The organism is Paenimyroides viscosum (assembly GCF_003858535.1).
GTDB lineage: Bacteria > Bacteroidota > Bacteroidia > Flavobacteriales > Flavobacteriaceae > Flavobacterium > Flavobacterium viscosum.
Window position 1 is genome coordinate 24,184 of the sequence record NZ_RQTJ01000025.1, and the last position, 15,557, is coordinate 39,740.

General features: G+C 33.8%; 11 protein-coding genes and 2 tRNA genes. 8 read left to right on the forward strand and 5 right to left on the reverse strand.

Features of this window, described 5'->3' with window-relative positions; all coding sequences use genetic code 11:
- Window positions 1–43 precede the first annotated feature (43 nt).
- The gene (locus EG242_RS10900; protein ID WP_235831900.1) at window positions 44–2,422 is read right to left on the reverse strand and encodes an arginine--tRNA ligase; all 2,379 of its coding nucleotides are present in this window, start codon (window positions 2,420–2,422) and stop codon (window positions 44–46) included.
- Between the two features lie 189 nt (window positions 2,423–2,611).
- Between EG242_RS10900 and EG242_RS10905 the strand changes: the two genes are divergently transcribed.
- From EG242_RS10905 to EG242_RS10920, 4 genes are all read left to right on the forward strand, one after another.
- A complete protein-coding gene (locus EG242_RS10905) occupies window positions 2,612–5,020 on the forward strand; it encodes an outer membrane beta-barrel family protein (protein ID WP_124899908.1) in 2,409 nt (802 codons plus the stop codon).
- Between the two features lie 87 nt (window positions 5,021–5,107).
- On the forward strand, window positions 5,108–6,022 hold the full coding sequence (locus tag EG242_RS10910; protein WP_124899909.1) for an ABC transporter ATP-binding protein: 915 nt from the start codon (window positions 5,108–5,110) through the stop codon (window positions 6,020–6,022).
- On the forward strand, window positions 6,019–8,232 hold the full coding sequence (locus EG242_RS10915) for a redoxin family protein (RefSeq protein WP_124899910.1): 2,214 nt from the start codon (window positions 6,019–6,021) through the stop codon (window positions 8,230–8,232). The genes EG242_RS10910 and EG242_RS10915 overlap by 4 nt, the downstream gene beginning before the upstream one ends.
- A 160-nt stretch (window positions 8,233–8,392) precedes the next feature.
- A complete protein-coding gene (locus EG242_RS10920) occupies window positions 8,393–8,770 on the forward strand; it encodes a hypothetical protein (protein WP_124899911.1) in 378 nt (125 codons plus the stop codon).
- A 48-nt stretch (window positions 8,771–8,818) separates the two neighbouring features.
- On the opposite strand, the gene EG242_RS10925 is transcribed toward EG242_RS10920, so the two are convergent.
- Together EG242_RS10925 and EG242_RS10930 are read right to left on the reverse strand one after the other, a co-directional pair.
- The gene (locus EG242_RS10925; protein WP_124899912.1) at window positions 8,819–9,502 is read right to left on the reverse strand and encodes a sterol desaturase family protein; all 684 of its coding nucleotides are present in this window, start codon (window positions 9,500–9,502) and stop codon (window positions 8,819–8,821) included.
- A 55-nt stretch (window positions 9,503–9,557) separates the two neighbouring features.
- Complete coding sequence (locus tag EG242_RS10930) at window positions 9,558–10,565, reverse strand: 3-oxoacyl-ACP synthase III family protein (protein ID WP_124899913.1); 1,008 nt, start codon at window positions 10,563–10,565, stop codon at window positions 9,558–9,560.
- A gap of 105 nt (window positions 10,566–10,670) precedes the next feature.
- Here EG242_RS10930 and EG242_RS10935 point away from each other — a divergent pair, with 105 nt between their 5' ends.
- Window positions 10,671–13,088 carry an alpha/beta hydrolase family protein gene (locus EG242_RS10935; RefSeq protein WP_124899914.1) on the forward strand — a complete coding sequence of 806 codons (2,418 nt, stop codon included), beginning with the start codon at window positions 10,671–10,673 and terminating at the stop codon, window positions 13,086–13,088.
- 41 nt (window positions 13,089–13,129) lie between these two features.
- On the opposite strand, the gene EG242_RS10940 is transcribed toward EG242_RS10935, so the two are convergent.
- Window positions 13,130–14,059, reverse strand: a complete 930-nt coding sequence (locus tag EG242_RS10940) for an ABC transporter ATP-binding protein (protein ID WP_124899915.1) — start codon at window positions 14,057–14,059, stop codon at window positions 13,130–13,132.
- Between the two features lie 38 nt (window positions 14,060–14,097).
- Window positions 14,098–15,045: a thioredoxin-disulfide reductase gene (trxB, locus tag EG242_RS10945; protein WP_124899916.1), complete on the reverse strand. Its 948-nt coding sequence runs from the start codon at window positions 15,043–15,045 to the stop codon at window positions 14,098–14,100.
- Between the two features lie 186 nt (window positions 15,046–15,231).
- On the opposite strand from trxB, the gene EG242_RS10950 reads away from it, so the two are divergent.
- The 3 genes from EG242_RS10950 to EG242_RS10960 form a co-directional block, all read left to right on the forward strand.
- Window positions 15,232–15,306 (forward strand) — tRNA-Pro (locus EG242_RS10950).
- A gap of 33 nt (window positions 15,307–15,339) precedes the next feature.
- Window positions 15,340–15,414: transfer RNA gene (locus EG242_RS10955), tRNA-Pro, on the forward strand.
- Between the two features lie 43 nt (window positions 15,415–15,457).
- A partial coding sequence (locus EG242_RS10960; RefSeq protein ID WP_158608864.1) for a GIY-YIG nuclease family protein occupies window positions 15,458–15,557 on the forward strand: 100 nt, incomplete at its 3' end.

A 15,557-nucleotide genomic window follows, 5' to 3' on the forward strand; every position in this document is an offset into this window, starting at 1 on the left:
ATCTACTAAAAAAATGCCGCTCTTACGAACGGCATTTTATATTTTACATTCTATTCGGAACATCAACTCCCAATAAAGCAAAGGCATTTTTAATGGTTTGCCCTACTTTGTCTGATAATTGTACACGGAATACTTTTTTGTTGTGATCTTCTTCTCCTAAAATAGAAACCGATTGATAAAACGAGTTGTATTCTTTAACTAAATCGTACGTGTAATTAGCAATTAATGCAGGACTGTATGTCTTTGCTGCTTGCTGAATGACTTCTGGAAACTGAGCTAAATTCTTAATTAACTCTTTTTCTTTTTCGTGTAATTCTTGAATTTTATAGAATTTCAATTGACTTGTAAACAAATCAAAATTATTTCTACATTCAATAATCGAACTGCTATCATTCTTCAAATCTCCTACATCAAATTTCAATATTTTAAAATTATCATCATTTTTATCAATTACATACGTACTATCAAAATTATTTTTTTCTAATTTCAATATTTTAGTATCAATTGATTTACCTTCCTCATTAAAAAATAAATTCACCAAAAAATTTGATTGAATTTCATTAGAATTATCTGTAATATAATAATTTGTATAATCAAAATCTGCTTTACGTAAAATAGACTGAATACGTGCATAGGTGTACTGAATAAACGGACCTGTGTTTCCTGCAAAATCTACCGATTCTTTTGGATCGAACAAAATACGTTTTTTAGGATCTACCTTTAAAATGTAATATTTCAAAGCGCCTAAACCAATGATATTATACAAACTGTCTTTTTCTTCTGTCGATAATCTGTCTAACTTACCTAATTCTTCCGAAATTTCTTTGGCAGTCACCGTCATATCGCTCATTAAATCATCGGCGTCAACAACGGTTCCTTCACGCGATTTCATTTTTCCCGAAGGTAAATCAACCATTCCGTACGATAAATGATACAGATGTTCTGCCCAATCGTAACCCAGTTTTTTAAGGATCAGGAACAAAACTTTAAAGTGATAATCCTGCTCGTTACCAACGGTGTAAACCATTCCGCCAACATCAGGAAAATCTTTTACACGCTGAATTGCCGTTCCAATATCTTGTGTCATATAAACCGAAGTTCCGTCTGATCGCAACACTAATTTTTCGTCTAAACCATATGGAGTTAAATCAATCCAAACCGAATTATCTTCTTTTTTATAGAAAATTCCTTTTGCCAAACCTTCTTCAACCACATCTTTACCTAACAAATAAGTATTGCTTTCGTAATAATTACAATCGAAATCTACGCCAATGTTTTTATAAGTCGCCTCGAAACCAGCATAAACCCAACTGTTCATCTTTTCCCAAAGTGCAACAACTTGCTCATCGCCTGCTTCCCATTTACGAAGCATTTCTTTTGCTTCCTGAATAGCATCGGTACTGTTACGCGCAATTTCATTCACTTCTGAAGTAATATTAGAAATTTTATCTTCTACCGAAATAACCGGTTTCAATAACGCTTCAACTTCTTTGAACGATTTTTCCTTTAATTGATCATCAGAAGCTTCTTTTTTAAAGCTCGAAAACACTTTTGATAATGAATTCGAAGTTTGAATTGCTTCTTTTAATTCCTCACCAAGTTGTTGTTTCAATACAACAATCTGATCAATATTTAATTTTTCAAGTTCTGATGAAAGTATACCTTTCAGCTTATTGATTTCAGAAACCAACGTACTTAATTTCTGAGAATTGTTAGTTTTATCTAATGAAAAATCTCCGTTTAAGAAACTCTCATTAATAGATTTTGCCTGCTTTCTTAATTCATTTTCAAAAGCAACATAATAATTACCAACCAGCTTATCGCCTTTTAAACCTGTTGACTCTGGTGTTTCGTTGTTTCCGAATTTTTCCCAAGCTAACATCGACTTACAAATATGAATTCCACGATCGTTAATAACCTGTGTTTTATATACTTTTTTACCGGCTACTTTTAAAATTTCGGCTACAGAATAACCTAAAAGCACATTACGAACATGCCCTAAATGCAAAGGTTTGTTGGTGTTTGGTGACGCATATTCTACCATTACCGCTTTTGCATCGGTGTTGGTTGATTGGTATCCGAATGTTTTATTGTCTAAAATAGCATTAAAAAACTGGCTGTAATAACTATCACTAATAACAATATTTAAAAACCCTTGAACTACATTGAATTTTGTAACCAAATCAACATTTTCTACAAGGTACTCGCCTATTTTGTTTCCAATTTCGGCAGGATTTAGCTTCGCTCCGTTCGGCATTGCCTCGGGTCCCTTTAATTGTTTCACCAACGGAAAAACCACCATTGTAACGTCTCCTTCAAAATCCCTGCGCGTAGCCTGAAATTCCACTCGGTCGATTGTTAAATCGAACAATTGTTGAACTGCTTGCTTAATGTACGGCGTTAAAATTTCTTGTAAAGACATTGTTTTAAATTTTTTAATTAAGCTGCAAAGATAAAACTTTTCGGTGGCTTTTAATTTACTAAAACACAATGTATATTTTTTTTATTTCGGTGTAACATTTTAAATCAACTGCACACTAATTCATCAAACAATAATTATTAATGGGAACTTTATAGTTCTCTTAAAAAATCATACAAAATAAAGATAAAAATGAAAAAGAAGTACTTAATTCTATCGTTGCTTTTGGCTGTATCGGTTAGCTCATGGGCACAGCAACCGGCGGCAGGTAACGGAATCGTGAAAGGAAAAGTTTCCGAAAAATCGACCAAAAATGCGGTTGGTTTTGCATCGGTAGCTATTTCTACAAACGGACAAATTATTTCGGGCGATTTGACTGATGAAGACGGATCGTTCACTATTACCAATCTTCCAAATTCTCAAGTGGAAGTTTCGGTAGAATATATCGGCTTTAAAACGTACAAGAATACGATTGATTTATCTAAAGAAAAAACAATTGATCTTGGAATGATTTCATTAGAAGTTGACGAGGAGATTTTAGATGCTGTTGTGATTAATGCAGAACGCAGCACTATGGAACAGCTGGTTGACAGAAAAGTGATCCGTGTAGGGAAAGATTTATCTACCGCAGGTGCATCGGCAGCAGATATTATGAACAACATACCATCGGTAAACGTAGATCAGGATGGAAACATTTCTATGCGTGGAAACGAAAACGTTCGTGTTTTAATTGATGGAAAACCTACGCATTTAGATCCGAAAACGTTGTTAAAGCAGATTCCTTCTAATTCGATCGATAAAATTGAATTGATTACCAATCCGTCTGCAAAATACAATCCGGAAGGCATGTCAGGAATGATTAATTTTGTGTTGAAGAAAAACATGCAAGATGGTTTTAACGGAAGTTATAATGGAAACATAACATTTGCTAAGGTGCCAAAATTCAACCAAGGTGTAGATTTAAATTACCGCAAAGGGAAAGTCAACTTTTTTGGAAACTATAATTATTCTGACCAAAAAACCTTCAATGGCGGTATAATGACGCAGTTAGATGATAACAGTCAGCAAATTTTTGATATCGTTAATGATAACAAAACGCATACGTTTAAAGTTGGGTTCGATATTTATGCAAACGATAAAAATACCTTTTCGTTTTACACTAATCAAACGTATTCTGATGGCGTAGGAACAGTTGCTAATACAATATCTTACCCAAATGCACCTTTGTTTTTACAAACCGATCAATACGATGGATCAAATGAATCACAAATTTACAATGCTGCTTATAAAAAACTATTCACTAAACCAGGACAAACGTTAGATTTTGAAGTAAACTACAGCAAAACAGATAACGACCAGGCTGGTAATTTTGGAATTGCAGGTAATGGTGCAAATCCATATAACGATTTTAGTGATAATACGGTAGATGCGGTTCAGGCGAATTTAGATTATGTTCATCCTTTTAATGAAAAATCGAAGTTAGAAGTTGGTGCCGAATATCGTTCAACAGGTATAGACAATACCTACCGCACAACAAACACTTTAGGTAACCCAGCTAGCTTTGATTATAATGTTGATATTGCGTCGGCTTATGCAACTTTTGGATCTAAATTTGATAAATGGGGCTATCAAATTGGCGCGCGTTTAGAGAAGTACGATGTAAATGCAAATTACATTATAGGATCTACACCCGCTACATTTAAAGACGATTATTTAACGATATATCCGTCAGCATTTTTAAGCTATACTCCTACTCAGACTGATTTTTTCCAAATTAGTGCAAGCCGTCGTGTAGACCGCCCGAATGTTTGGCAAACAAGACCAATACGCGATTACAGTACGCCACGTGTGGTACAAATTGGTAACCCAAAATTACAACCGCAATTTACAAACTCGGTAGAGTTTAATTATACCAAAATATTTGGTGTAAAAGGAAGTGCTACGCTTGGTACTTATTACCGTATGGTGAACGACCCTATTGAGAGAACTTTTTATTTAGATACTTCTTCACCTCAAGCCATTGCCGAAAAGAAAATGGTAATGAGTTATGATAATTTTGACGAAGCCACAGCTTACGGTGCAGAATTATCTGCGAACTACAAACTTACCAAATGGTGGGATGTGCAACCAAGTATTGAATATTATTATAGAAACCAACGAGGAATTGTTACGGTTTTAAACCCAGCTACTAATGAAGGTGAATTGCAAGAACGTGAAGTAGACAACGGCGTATTTAACAGCCGTTTAAACAACAACTTTAAAATTACCAACCAATTCCGAGCGTCGTTATTTGGTTTTTACCGTGGTGATGCCGTGGGTGTAAATGGTACCATGAAAGCCATGTATAAAATTGATGCCGGTTTACGTTACAGTTTTTGGGAAAACAGCGCAAATTTAAGTGTACGTTTTAACGATATTTTTAATACAATGAAAGCCAGTTTTGAAGGCGATGCACCATACAGACAAACAGGAACATTTACTTGGGAAAGTCAATCGTTATTTGTAGGTTTTCAATATATGTTTGGTAGTGGTAAAAACCGAGCTTTACAACGTAAAAACCGTGACAAAAACGAAGTTCAAAATTCTGGTGGCTTCTTTTAAAAACATGAACCGATTGAATGAAAATTCAGTCGGTTTTTTTATTCTGTTAAAAAATATTATTTTCGTACATAACCAAATTCATTAAAAATGATCATAGAAACACATGAACTGAGTTTTCAGTTCAACAAAAATCACAAACTATTAGATAAAGTTTCCATACAAGTTCCAGAAAAAAGCATCTACGGTTTTTTAGGACCAAACGGCGCAGGAAAATCAACTACTATTCGACTGATAACTGGGTTGTTGGGTGAGCAAAATCCGGGAGAAATTTCTTTATTCGGAAAACCGTTAGAAGAACAACTTCCTTTCGCCTTCTCACAAATTGGCTGTATTATTGAAACCCCTACTTTGTATGCACATTTAACCGGTTTAGAGCATTTAAAATTTGTTGCAAATCTTCAAGATACCGACGAATCTAAATTTAACGAAGTGTTAGATTTGGTTGGATTAGATCATGCGAAGAACATCAAATCTAAAAAATATTCGTTAGGAATGAAGCAAAGGTTAAGCATTGCAATGGCTTTGATTAACGATCCTAAATTATTGATTTTAGATGAACCGGTAAACGGATTGGATCCGCAGGGAATCATAGAAATGCGTCTGTTGCTTCAAAAACTGAATCGTGAAAAAGGCATTACTATTTTTATATCGAGCCATATTTTAGCCGAAGTAGAAAAACTATGTACCCATGTTGGCATTTTGTACAACGGTATTCTTCAGTTTCAAGGTACAATGAGCGAATTAAAAGCTAAAAACAGTCATGCTTCTATTTTGGTTGAAGTCGGAAATTTAGATCAACATTTAAATCTTATCCAACAACAATATCCCGATTGTGTTCAGATAAATACAAACGAATTACAGCTTAAATTTTCAAGCAAAGAAGAAATTCCGGTGTTTGTAAATTTTTTAACGCAGCAAAATATATCGGTTTATAAAATTCAACCACAAGGCGGATTAGAAGAATGGTTTATTGATTTAACAAAACAAATAAAAACACTATGATGAAATTTTTTAAAGCTTTCACAGCCGAAAATATAAAACTTAAACACTCGGGTATTCGTACCACAGCGTTTATTTTAGCTGCAATTCCGTTTTTAATCAGTATGGGAGTAAGTATTTACAGCTATTTTACTGAAAAAGCAGAAGCGACCGATCCTATTTATATCTTTTTCGACACTTACAATCTACTTATTTTACCTTTTATAGGATTGTTTTATCCGTTAATTATCATTGTAACCGCGTCTAGAATGACACAGTTAGAACACAAAAACAACACTTGGCAATTAATAGAAACACAACCTGTAAACCGAGCTGTTTTACTAAATGCTAAATTTATTAAAGCATACCAAATTTGTATTTACAGTATTGTGATTTTTATGCTAGGCGTTGTAGCATCAGCTACATTTACCTATTTAATTTCCCCAAAAACAGAGCTACATATTTTAGATATACAATGGCTGTTTTTACTAAAGAAAACCATAAGTTTATCATTGGGAACAGGTTTTTTGTTGGCAATAATTTATGCAGTATCGGTTCGGTTTTCTAATCTTTTTATATCAATAATTGTTGGCGTTGGTGCTTTACTTGTTGCACCTATACTAAACGGAATGAAATTGTTGCCAAAATGGTTTCCCACCACAATACTAGAAAACAGTTTAAAAGCATCGAGCGATTTGGGTTATTGGCTTACCTATAACGAGTATTTAAGTATCATAGCAACCACAATTATTCTATTGATAATTACGTTTTGGTATGTTTTTAAAAACAAAAAATGGTTGAACAACAAAAACACTATTCTTATAAATTACGCTGCACCTGCACTGCTTTTGTTTGGCTTGTTTTTATATGTGAACCATCCAACACAAATGATACAAAGCAATGAAACTGTGATAAAAGGCAGCGTTCCAGAAAATGCTATGATCAGCACAATTTATCTTTTAGATGGAACGATGAACGATACGCTACAAACCATTGAAGTAAAAAACAACCATTTCCAAAAGGTAATTAAAAACGATTTTCCCTTGAAAAAATACCGTTTGGCTTGGTGGAGTGCTAAAGGAGAAATGCAATCAGCTGTTTTGTTTTCTAAAAATGATGTGGTAGAAATTCAGTTTCCCGATGAAACAAAAGATCAATCTTTTAAAATTTTAGGAACTCGTTTAGCAGAAAACGCTTTAAATGTGGAACTTGGCGACGATGTTGATTATATTAAAAAATTAGCCGATCAAGGAAGTGAAGACAATGCAGAAACCATTATTTTTCTCTTGAAAAGAAACTATAAAGAAGATTTAAAAACATTAAAAAGTTTCCATACAAGCGACAATTATGTGATTAGAGATGATTATACCGAGATAATTAAGAACGAACTATATTACAAATACAATTTAATTTGGATGCAATATAAGGATGCCTTAGCCAGATCTAATCCTAAAAACGAATATAAAAATAAAAGCATTCAAGATGTTTTAAATATTGATTTTAAACCAAACGAAGATTTTATAGCAAAAGCAGAAAACGCAGCGTATTATCGTTTTAAAATTTACGAATTGTTAAGCAAAGATACTTCGGATGAAGATATTTTAACAAAATACAAAAACGGTCTGGATCGTTTGAAAAATCCAACTTTGGAAACGCAATTGGCAAAAATTATTTTAGATGACAAACTACCAAATGTGAACGATTTAAATGAGATCAACAGATACGAAGCTTTGTTTCTTCCACTAATAAAAGACCAGCGAACATATGCTTACTATTCTAAATTTATCCAAGATAAAAAACGCTTAACAACAGGTAGTGTGGCTCTGACTTTTGAAGCAATAACTACGGACAATCAACCAAAAGCACTAGAAGATTACAAAGGTAAATTTGTTGTTTTAGATTTTTGGGCAAGTTGGTGCGGACCTTGTATTTATCAGGCTGATTATTTTGAAAAGCATGCTATTGAATACAACAAACGCGGCGACGTAGTGTTTATTTCGTTAAGTATAGATCAAAAAGAAACCGCTTGGCGCAAAAAGGTGAAATTAAACGATAAAAATGTGGTGCAGTTATTTGCAAAAAATCAAAAAGCTTTAACTGATTTTTACAGATTAAATTCTATTCCACGTTTTATTTTGATTGATCCCGAAGGAAAAATAGTTAACAATACTTTTCCGTTCCCAGACGATTCAAACTTTAAAGTAATGTTAGATCAATTACTTCCTAAAAGATAACATGAATTTTATTATGATTTAAAATTGTTATTGAAGGATTTTAAATTCGATAATTTTAAATTAAAATATAAAACAAGACAAATTGTTTGATAAATAATTTTTTTTTGTATTTTTATAGCATTATTTACAATATTAAACAACTAACATTAAAATATTTAAGATGAAAAAGATATTTTTCTTTATCGCAATAACGAGCTTATCATTAGGTTTTACATCTTGTTCTGAAGATGATACTGTAATGGAAGTTCCTGTTCCAAATCCAAATCCAAATGTTGAAAAGCAATTGACGATTACTTCAACAGGAAGCTACGACAAAGATAAAGATATGTATTACAGCCCAATAGGTATGGAAGTTACATTTACAACTAAAAACGAATCAAACACTATTACAGACGCTGTTTATTACGTTGATGGAGTAAGGATTATAGGTAACAAGTACAAACATACCACAATTGCTACTGTACAAGTTCAAGCAAGACGCGCAGGTTATTTAGACAGTAATAATATAAAAGTACAATTTGCACAAAAACCTTATTAATAAATTAAAAGTAACGCACATTTAATTTAAAACATAAAAAGCGAAACCTTAAATGGTTTCGCTTTTTGTTTCTTTATCAAACATTAATTCTTTAGATTTTCTTTTATCTATTCGGTGTTTTTTAAAATCGAATGTTGTTCCAAATACTTTATCCCAAATAGTATTACTAACACCAAAACCTAAATTATCGTTACGGTAGTGATGCAAATGGTGATTACGCCAAATTGGCTGCAAAAACTTAAAAGGTGGTTCAATAGCGTGTATTAAATAATGCATAGACGCATACATTAACCAACCTAACATAAACCCCGGGTAAAAAGCAAAAGCATATTTTCCTAAAATCAATAATTGAATCCCTAGTAATGCACCAGCTATTATTAAACTAGGTACAGGTGGCATAAACAACCGTGTTCTATCTTTAGGGTAATGGTGGTGGTTGCCGTGCATTATGTAGGCAAATTTCTGCATGCTTTCTTTTTCACTTATTAAATGAAAAATGTAACGATGTGCTATGTATTCAAAAAAGGTCCAAAAAAACAAGGCAAATATCGAAATACTAAACATAATTAATAAAGGTATATTATGTTTTACATACCCGTAGTAAAAACAATAGATTAAAAGAGGCAAATGAATACCCCAACTTAACAAAGGATGACCTTTGGTTAAGAATTCTAAAAACGAGTTTTTGAACAGTTGTGCCTGCCCTGAGTTTTCTACTTTTTGACCTTTCATAGCTTTTTCTTTTTTATTCCTAATTTACTAAGAACAAATCTAAACTACAAGTTTTTTACCAACGAATTATTGCACTTGCCCATGTAAAACCACTTCCAAAGGCTGCAAGCACTACTAAATCACCTTCGTTAATCTTTCCATTTTCCCATGCTTCTGTTAATGCAATTGGTACCGATGCCGCGGTTGTATTACCGTATTTCATAATGTTGTTATACACCTGATTATCGGTTAGTTTAAACTTTTGCTGAATGAATTGTGATATTCTAAAATTTGCTTGGTGAGGGATTAACATATTGATATCTGCCACCTGCAAATTATTTGCTTGCAAGCCTTCATTTATCACTTCAGAAAATCGAACCACAGCATTTTTAAATACAAATTGCCCATTCATGTTTGGGTAGTACGATTCATCGTCTGGATTATTTTCTTTAATGATATCTGTAACCCAACGTTTACCCATTCCGGGTGCAATTAAAGCTAATTCTTCGGCATGTTCCCCTTCTGAATGTAAATGGGTAGATAAAATTCCTTTCGATAAATCTTCGGTTCTGCTTAAGATCACTGCTCCTGCTCCATCGCCAAAAATCACCGAAACACCACGTCCACGAGTTGTCATATCTAAACCTTTAGAATGCACTTCAGATCCTACAACCAAAATATTTTTATACATTCCGGTTTTTATAAACTGATCGGCAACCGATAATGCGTAAATAAAGCCTGAACATTGATTGCGAATATCTAACGCTCCAACTGTTTTTATTCCTAATTCTTTTTGTAATGTTACGCCAGGTCCTGGAAAGTAATAATCAGGACTTAATGTTGCAAAAACAATAAAATCAATATCGTTTTTATCTATTTTAGCTCGATCTATAGCAACTTTAGAAGCCTTTAATGCCATACCCGAAGTGGTATCTTCAGGTAAAACAACATGGCGACGTTCTTTTATACCGGTACGTTCCTGAATCCATTCATCATTAGTATCCATTAATTTAGATAAATCTTCATTGGTTACCACATTTTCAGGTACATAAAAACCTAAACCGGTTATTTTAGAATGATACATATTTGTTCTTTTATATAATAAACAAATTTACTTATATTTTTTAAAACACTACGCTTCATTAATTTTAAGTTTTAAATAGTTATTTTTGTTGAAACTCAATATAACATGAAAAAAATAAAGCAAACACTTTTAGCATTAGTATTAGCTACAGCGCCTATGACTGCACAAGAAAATATTTCGTATCAAAAACCATCAAAAGAAATTTTACAGCTTGCAGATTATGATCGTGCACCCACGGTTTCAATGAATTCTAACAAAGAATGGATGGTTTTATCTTATCGAAATACTTATAAAAGTTTAGATGAGCTAAATCAAGACGAATTGCGATTAGGTGGGTTACGTATTAATCCAACAACAAATATTTCAAGTACGGCATCGTTCATCAACAATATCAAAATAAAAAAAACAAACGATAAAACCGAGACAATAGTTAAAGGTTTACCTGTAAATGCATTAATAAGCAATTTAACTTGGGCACCTAATGAAACCAAATTGGCTTTCACAAATACTACAGCAACGGGTAACGAATTGTGGGTTTTAGATTTACAAACTGCTATGGCTACAAAATTAACCAATGCTATTTTAAATGCCAATTTAGGCAACCCAATCACTTGGTATAAAAACAGTAATGAATTATTAATTAAGGTTATTCCTGAAAACAGAAAACCTTTGATTGATGCTGCTAAAGCCATACCAACCGGACCTATTGTTTCTACTGCCGAAGAAGGTGTGGTATCGCAAAATAGAACCTATCAAGATTTGTTGAAAAACAAAACCGACGAAACTAATTTTGAAACCATTGTTACATCAGAATTATACACAATTGATTTAAACGGAAATAAAAAACTGTTTAAAAAAGCCGATTTGTATGGTGGGGAAACATTTTCACCAGACGGAAACTACATTTTACTAACAACCCTACAAAAACCGTTTTCGTATTTGGTTCCGTTAAGCCGTTTCCCAATGAAAACAATAGCTTATACCGCAGAAGGGAAAGAAGTTAAGCTAGTGAACGATGTAGCTTTAAGCGAAATAATGCCAAAGGGATTTATGGCAGTTCGCGAAGGCAAACGCAGCATGAGTTGGAGAAGTGACAAACCTGCTAGTTTATTTTTTGTTGAAGCTTTAGATGGTGGTGACCCTGCTAAAACGGTTACACACCGCGATGCTTTATACACTTGGGACGCACCATTTACAACCCAACCAGAACTATTAACTAAAACAACACAACGTTTTGCTGGAATTACGTGGGGTGATGATGAAACTGCAATTGTTTATGACCAATGGTATGATACACGAAATATTAAAACGTATTTACTTAATCCATCTACAAAATCTGAATTAAAGGTAATTTGGGATCGAAATTCGCAAGATATTTACAGTGACCCAGGTAATTTTCAGACTAAAAAGAATAAATGGGGCAGATATACTTTACAGAAAGAAGGAACTAAAATGTATTTAATTGGCGATGGTCATACTAAAGACGGGCAATTTCCTTTTATTGATGAATTTGATTTGGCTACTTTAAAAACAAACCGATTGTATCAATCAAACCTTACAGATCGTATTGAATCAATTTCTGAAATCATCGATATTAAAAAAGGTGATGTTCTGGTAAATATTCAATCTAAAACAGATTATCCAAACTATTACTTCCGCAACATCAAATCTAAAAAAGATTTAAAGCAAATTACGTTTAACAAGAATCCGTTCGAAAGTATTAAAGATGTTCATAAAGAAGTGATTAAATACAAACGTAAAGACGGTGTTGAACTATCTGGAACGTTATATTTACCGGCTGGTTTCAACAAAAAAAATCCATCAAAAAAACTGCCTTTGTTAATTTGGGCGTATCCTGCAGAATATAAAGATAAAAACAGTGCAGGACAATCGTCTGCAAATCCTAACGAATTTACGTTTCCTTATTACGGATCGTTTGTTTACTGGGCTGCTAAAGGTTACGCTGTTTTAGACGATGCTGCTTTCCCAATTATTGGTGAAGGAACGCAAGAACCAAATGATACCTTTATTGAACAATTGGCAATGAATGCCGAAGCTGCGATTGATGCGGTTGATAATTTAGGATATATTGACAGAACACGTGTGGGTGTTGGCGGACATTCGTACGGGGCATTTATGACAGCGAATTTATTGGCACATACTAATTTATTTGCTTGTGGAATTGCACGTTCGGGTGCTTACAACAGAACGTTAACTCCGTTTGGTTTTCAAAGAGAACAACGTAATTATTGGGAAGTTCCTAATGTTTACAACACCATGTCGCCTTTTATGAATGCCGAAAAAATGAAAACACCAATGTTGTTGGTTCACGGTGAAGCAGATAACAATCCGGGAACTTTTACCTTACAAACCGAACGTTATTTTCAGGCTTTAAAAGGTTTGGGCGCACCGGTACGTATGGTTATTTTGCCAAAAGAAAGTCACAGTTATGTTGCTAAAGAAAATATTTTACACCTACTTTGGGAACAAGAACAGTTTTTAGATAAACACTTGAAAAAGTAGTATATGAAACTAAAAAGTCAACTCGCTGAGTTGACTTTTTTTTATCTAATTTGAAATTTTATAATTCCTTTTAAAGGCTCACGCGATTCTATGGTTAGAATAATATCTTGAAATTTAGCTTTTAATAAATATACCCTGCCACTGTAATAACACGAAATAATTTCGGCTTGGTAGCCTTCACTTGATATAAAAAATTGATGCGGTCTAATTAAAAGCACTTCATCATTTTGAATACTTAAATAGCGAACGGGAATTAAATTTACTTCACCCGTTAACTGCGCAATGTATTCACTTGACGGAAGTTCATAAATATGCTGTGGTGTTTCTTTAGTTACAATTTGCCCATCTTTCATTACAATAACTTCGTCTGAAAACATTAAAATTTCTTCGGGTGTATGCGAAGTGTAAATTATTGTAATTCCTTTTGATTTACAATATTGAAACACATGTTGGCTTAATTTACTTTTTTGATGATGATCGATATGAGAAAAAGGTTCATCTAACAAAAGTAATTCAGGCTCTAACGCTAAAACTTTTGCCAAGGCTACTCTTTGCATTTGCCCACCACTTAAAAACTTAGCTTTAACATTTGCAAACTCGTTCATTCCAACCAAAGTTAGCAACTCATTTACGCGATTTGCTTTTTCTTTCAGATAAAAATTCGATAAAAACCTTCCCACATTTTCAGCAACCGAAACAAAAGGCATTAAATCAAAATCTTGTGCCAAATACTTCATTTTATCCATTCCGGGTACTAAATGGTAAGCTGGTCCTAAAACTTGATCTGCTTTCCAAAATATTTTCCCCTCGGTTAAGTTTAATAAACCATATAAAGCTTTTATCAGTGTAGATTTTCCACTACCACTTTCGCCAATAAGTGCAATACTTTGACCTTTTAGAACAGAAAAACTAATTTGCGATAAAACTTCTTTGTCTTCATAAGAAAACGAAATAGATTGAACTCTTAACATAAAAAAAAGCGACCGAAGCCGCTCTGTATTAAAATAGATTAACTTAAACTTGCTAGGTAACGTTCGGCATCTAAAGCGGCGATACAGCCTGAACCTGCAGCCGTAATTGCTTGGCGGTAATCTTTATCTTGCACATCGCCACAAGCAAAAACACCCGGCATATTTGTTTTAGATGTTTTACCTTCGGTGATTAAATATCCGGTTTCGTCCATAGTTAACTGACCTGCGAAAATATCGGTATTTGGTTTATGACCAATTGCCACGAAAACTCCCGTAACAGCTACTTCTTTTTTCTCGCCGGTAACGTTATTCACTACACGCACCCCATTTACTATTTGTCCGTCACCTAAAACCTCATCAATTTCGGTACTCATTAAAATTTCAATGTTTGGTGTATTTTTAACGCGATCTTCCATGATTTTTGACGCACGGAATTTTTCTGATCTAACCAACATGGTAACTTTTTTACATAAATGCGATAAGTAATGTGCTTCTTCACAAGCAGAATCTCCTGCACCAACAATAATAACCTCTTGATTACGATAGAAAAAACCATCGCAAACCGCACAAGCCGATACACCACCACCCATTTGTAAATAGTGTTGTTCTGAAGGTAACCCTAAATATTTAGCCGTTGCGCCAGTTGATATAATTACTGTTTTAGCGTGAATTTCAATTGTATCGTTAATCCATACTTTTTTAATTTCGCCCGATAAATCAACTTTTGTAGCAAATCCATCGCGTACATCAGTACCAAATCGTTTTGCCTGCGCTTGCAACTGCATCATCATTTCCGGACCTGTAACACCATCCGGATATCCCGGAAAGTTTTCAACCTCATTTGTAGTAGTTAACTGTCCACCAGGTTGCATACCTTGATACAGAACCGGGTTCATATTAGCACGCGCTGCATAAATTGCTGCTGTGTAACCTGCAGGACCCGAACCTATAATTAAGCATTTTATTGTTTCTATAGTTGTTGACATTTTTCGAATTTATTTTAAGAACCACAAAAATATATATTTATATATGGATATAAAAGAAAGTTGTAGTTTAAATATCTATTATATAATCAATTGAATTTATACTAAATATTTTTTTTTATTTTTTTAGCTGTTTATGTTTGATAAACCATTTTTTTATCTAAATTTGCACCGCAATGAAAGATTATTCGGGGTGTAGCGTAGCCCGGTTATCGCGCCTGCTTTGGGAGCAGGAGGCCGCAGGTTCGAATCCTGCCACCCCGACTAAAATTTTAATGCAACAAAAAAGATAACCTTCGGGGTGTAGCGTAGCCCGGTTATCGCGCCTGCTTTGGGAGCAGGAGGCCGCAGGTTCGAATCCTGCCACCCCGACTAAAGCCTTCTTAAACAAGAAGGCTTTGTTATTTTATGCATTATGTTTTTTGTTTATATACTCAACTCAAATAATCTGAATCAATTTTATATTGGATATACTTCAATGATATTAGAAGACAGATTAAGACGTCACTTAAGTT

Bases quoted from the DNA above. Each gene is read 5' to 3' on its own strand.
- EG242_RS10900 (WP_235831900.1), bottom strand. From the start codon at position 2,422: ATGTCTTTACAAGAAATTTTAACGCCGTACATTAAGCAAGCAGTTCAA.
- EG242_RS10905 (WP_124899908.1), top strand. From the start codon at position 2,612: ATGAAAAAGAAGTACTTAATTCTATCGTTGCTTTTGGCTGTATCGGTT.
- EG242_RS10910 (WP_124899909.1), top strand. From the start codon at position 5,108: ATGATCATAGAAACACATGAACTGAGTTTTCAGTTCAACAAAAATCAC.
- EG242_RS10915 (WP_124899910.1), top strand. From the start codon at position 6,019: ATGATGAAATTTTTTAAAGCTTTCACAGCCGAAAATATAAAACTTAAA.
- EG242_RS10920 (WP_124899911.1), top strand. From the start codon at position 8,393: ATGAAAAAGATATTTTTCTTTATCGCAATAACGAGCTTATCATTAGGT.
- EG242_RS10925 (WP_124899912.1), bottom strand. From the start codon at position 9,502: ATGAAAGGTCAAAAAGTAGAAAACTCAGGGCAGGCACAACTGTTCAAA.
- EG242_RS10930 (WP_124899913.1), bottom strand. From the start codon at position 10,565: ATGTATCATTCTAAAATAACCGGTTTAGGTTTTTATGTACCTGAAAAT.
- EG242_RS10935 (WP_124899914.1), top strand. From the start codon at position 10,671: ATGAAAAAAATAAAGCAAACACTTTTAGCATTAGTATTAGCTACAGCG.
- EG242_RS10940 (WP_124899915.1), bottom strand. From the start codon at position 14,059: ATGTTAAGAGTTCAATCTATTTCGTTTTCTTATGAAGACAAAGAAGTT.
- trxB (WP_124899916.1), bottom strand. From the start codon at position 15,045: ATGTCAACAACTATAGAAACAATAAAATGCTTAATTATAGGTTCGGGT.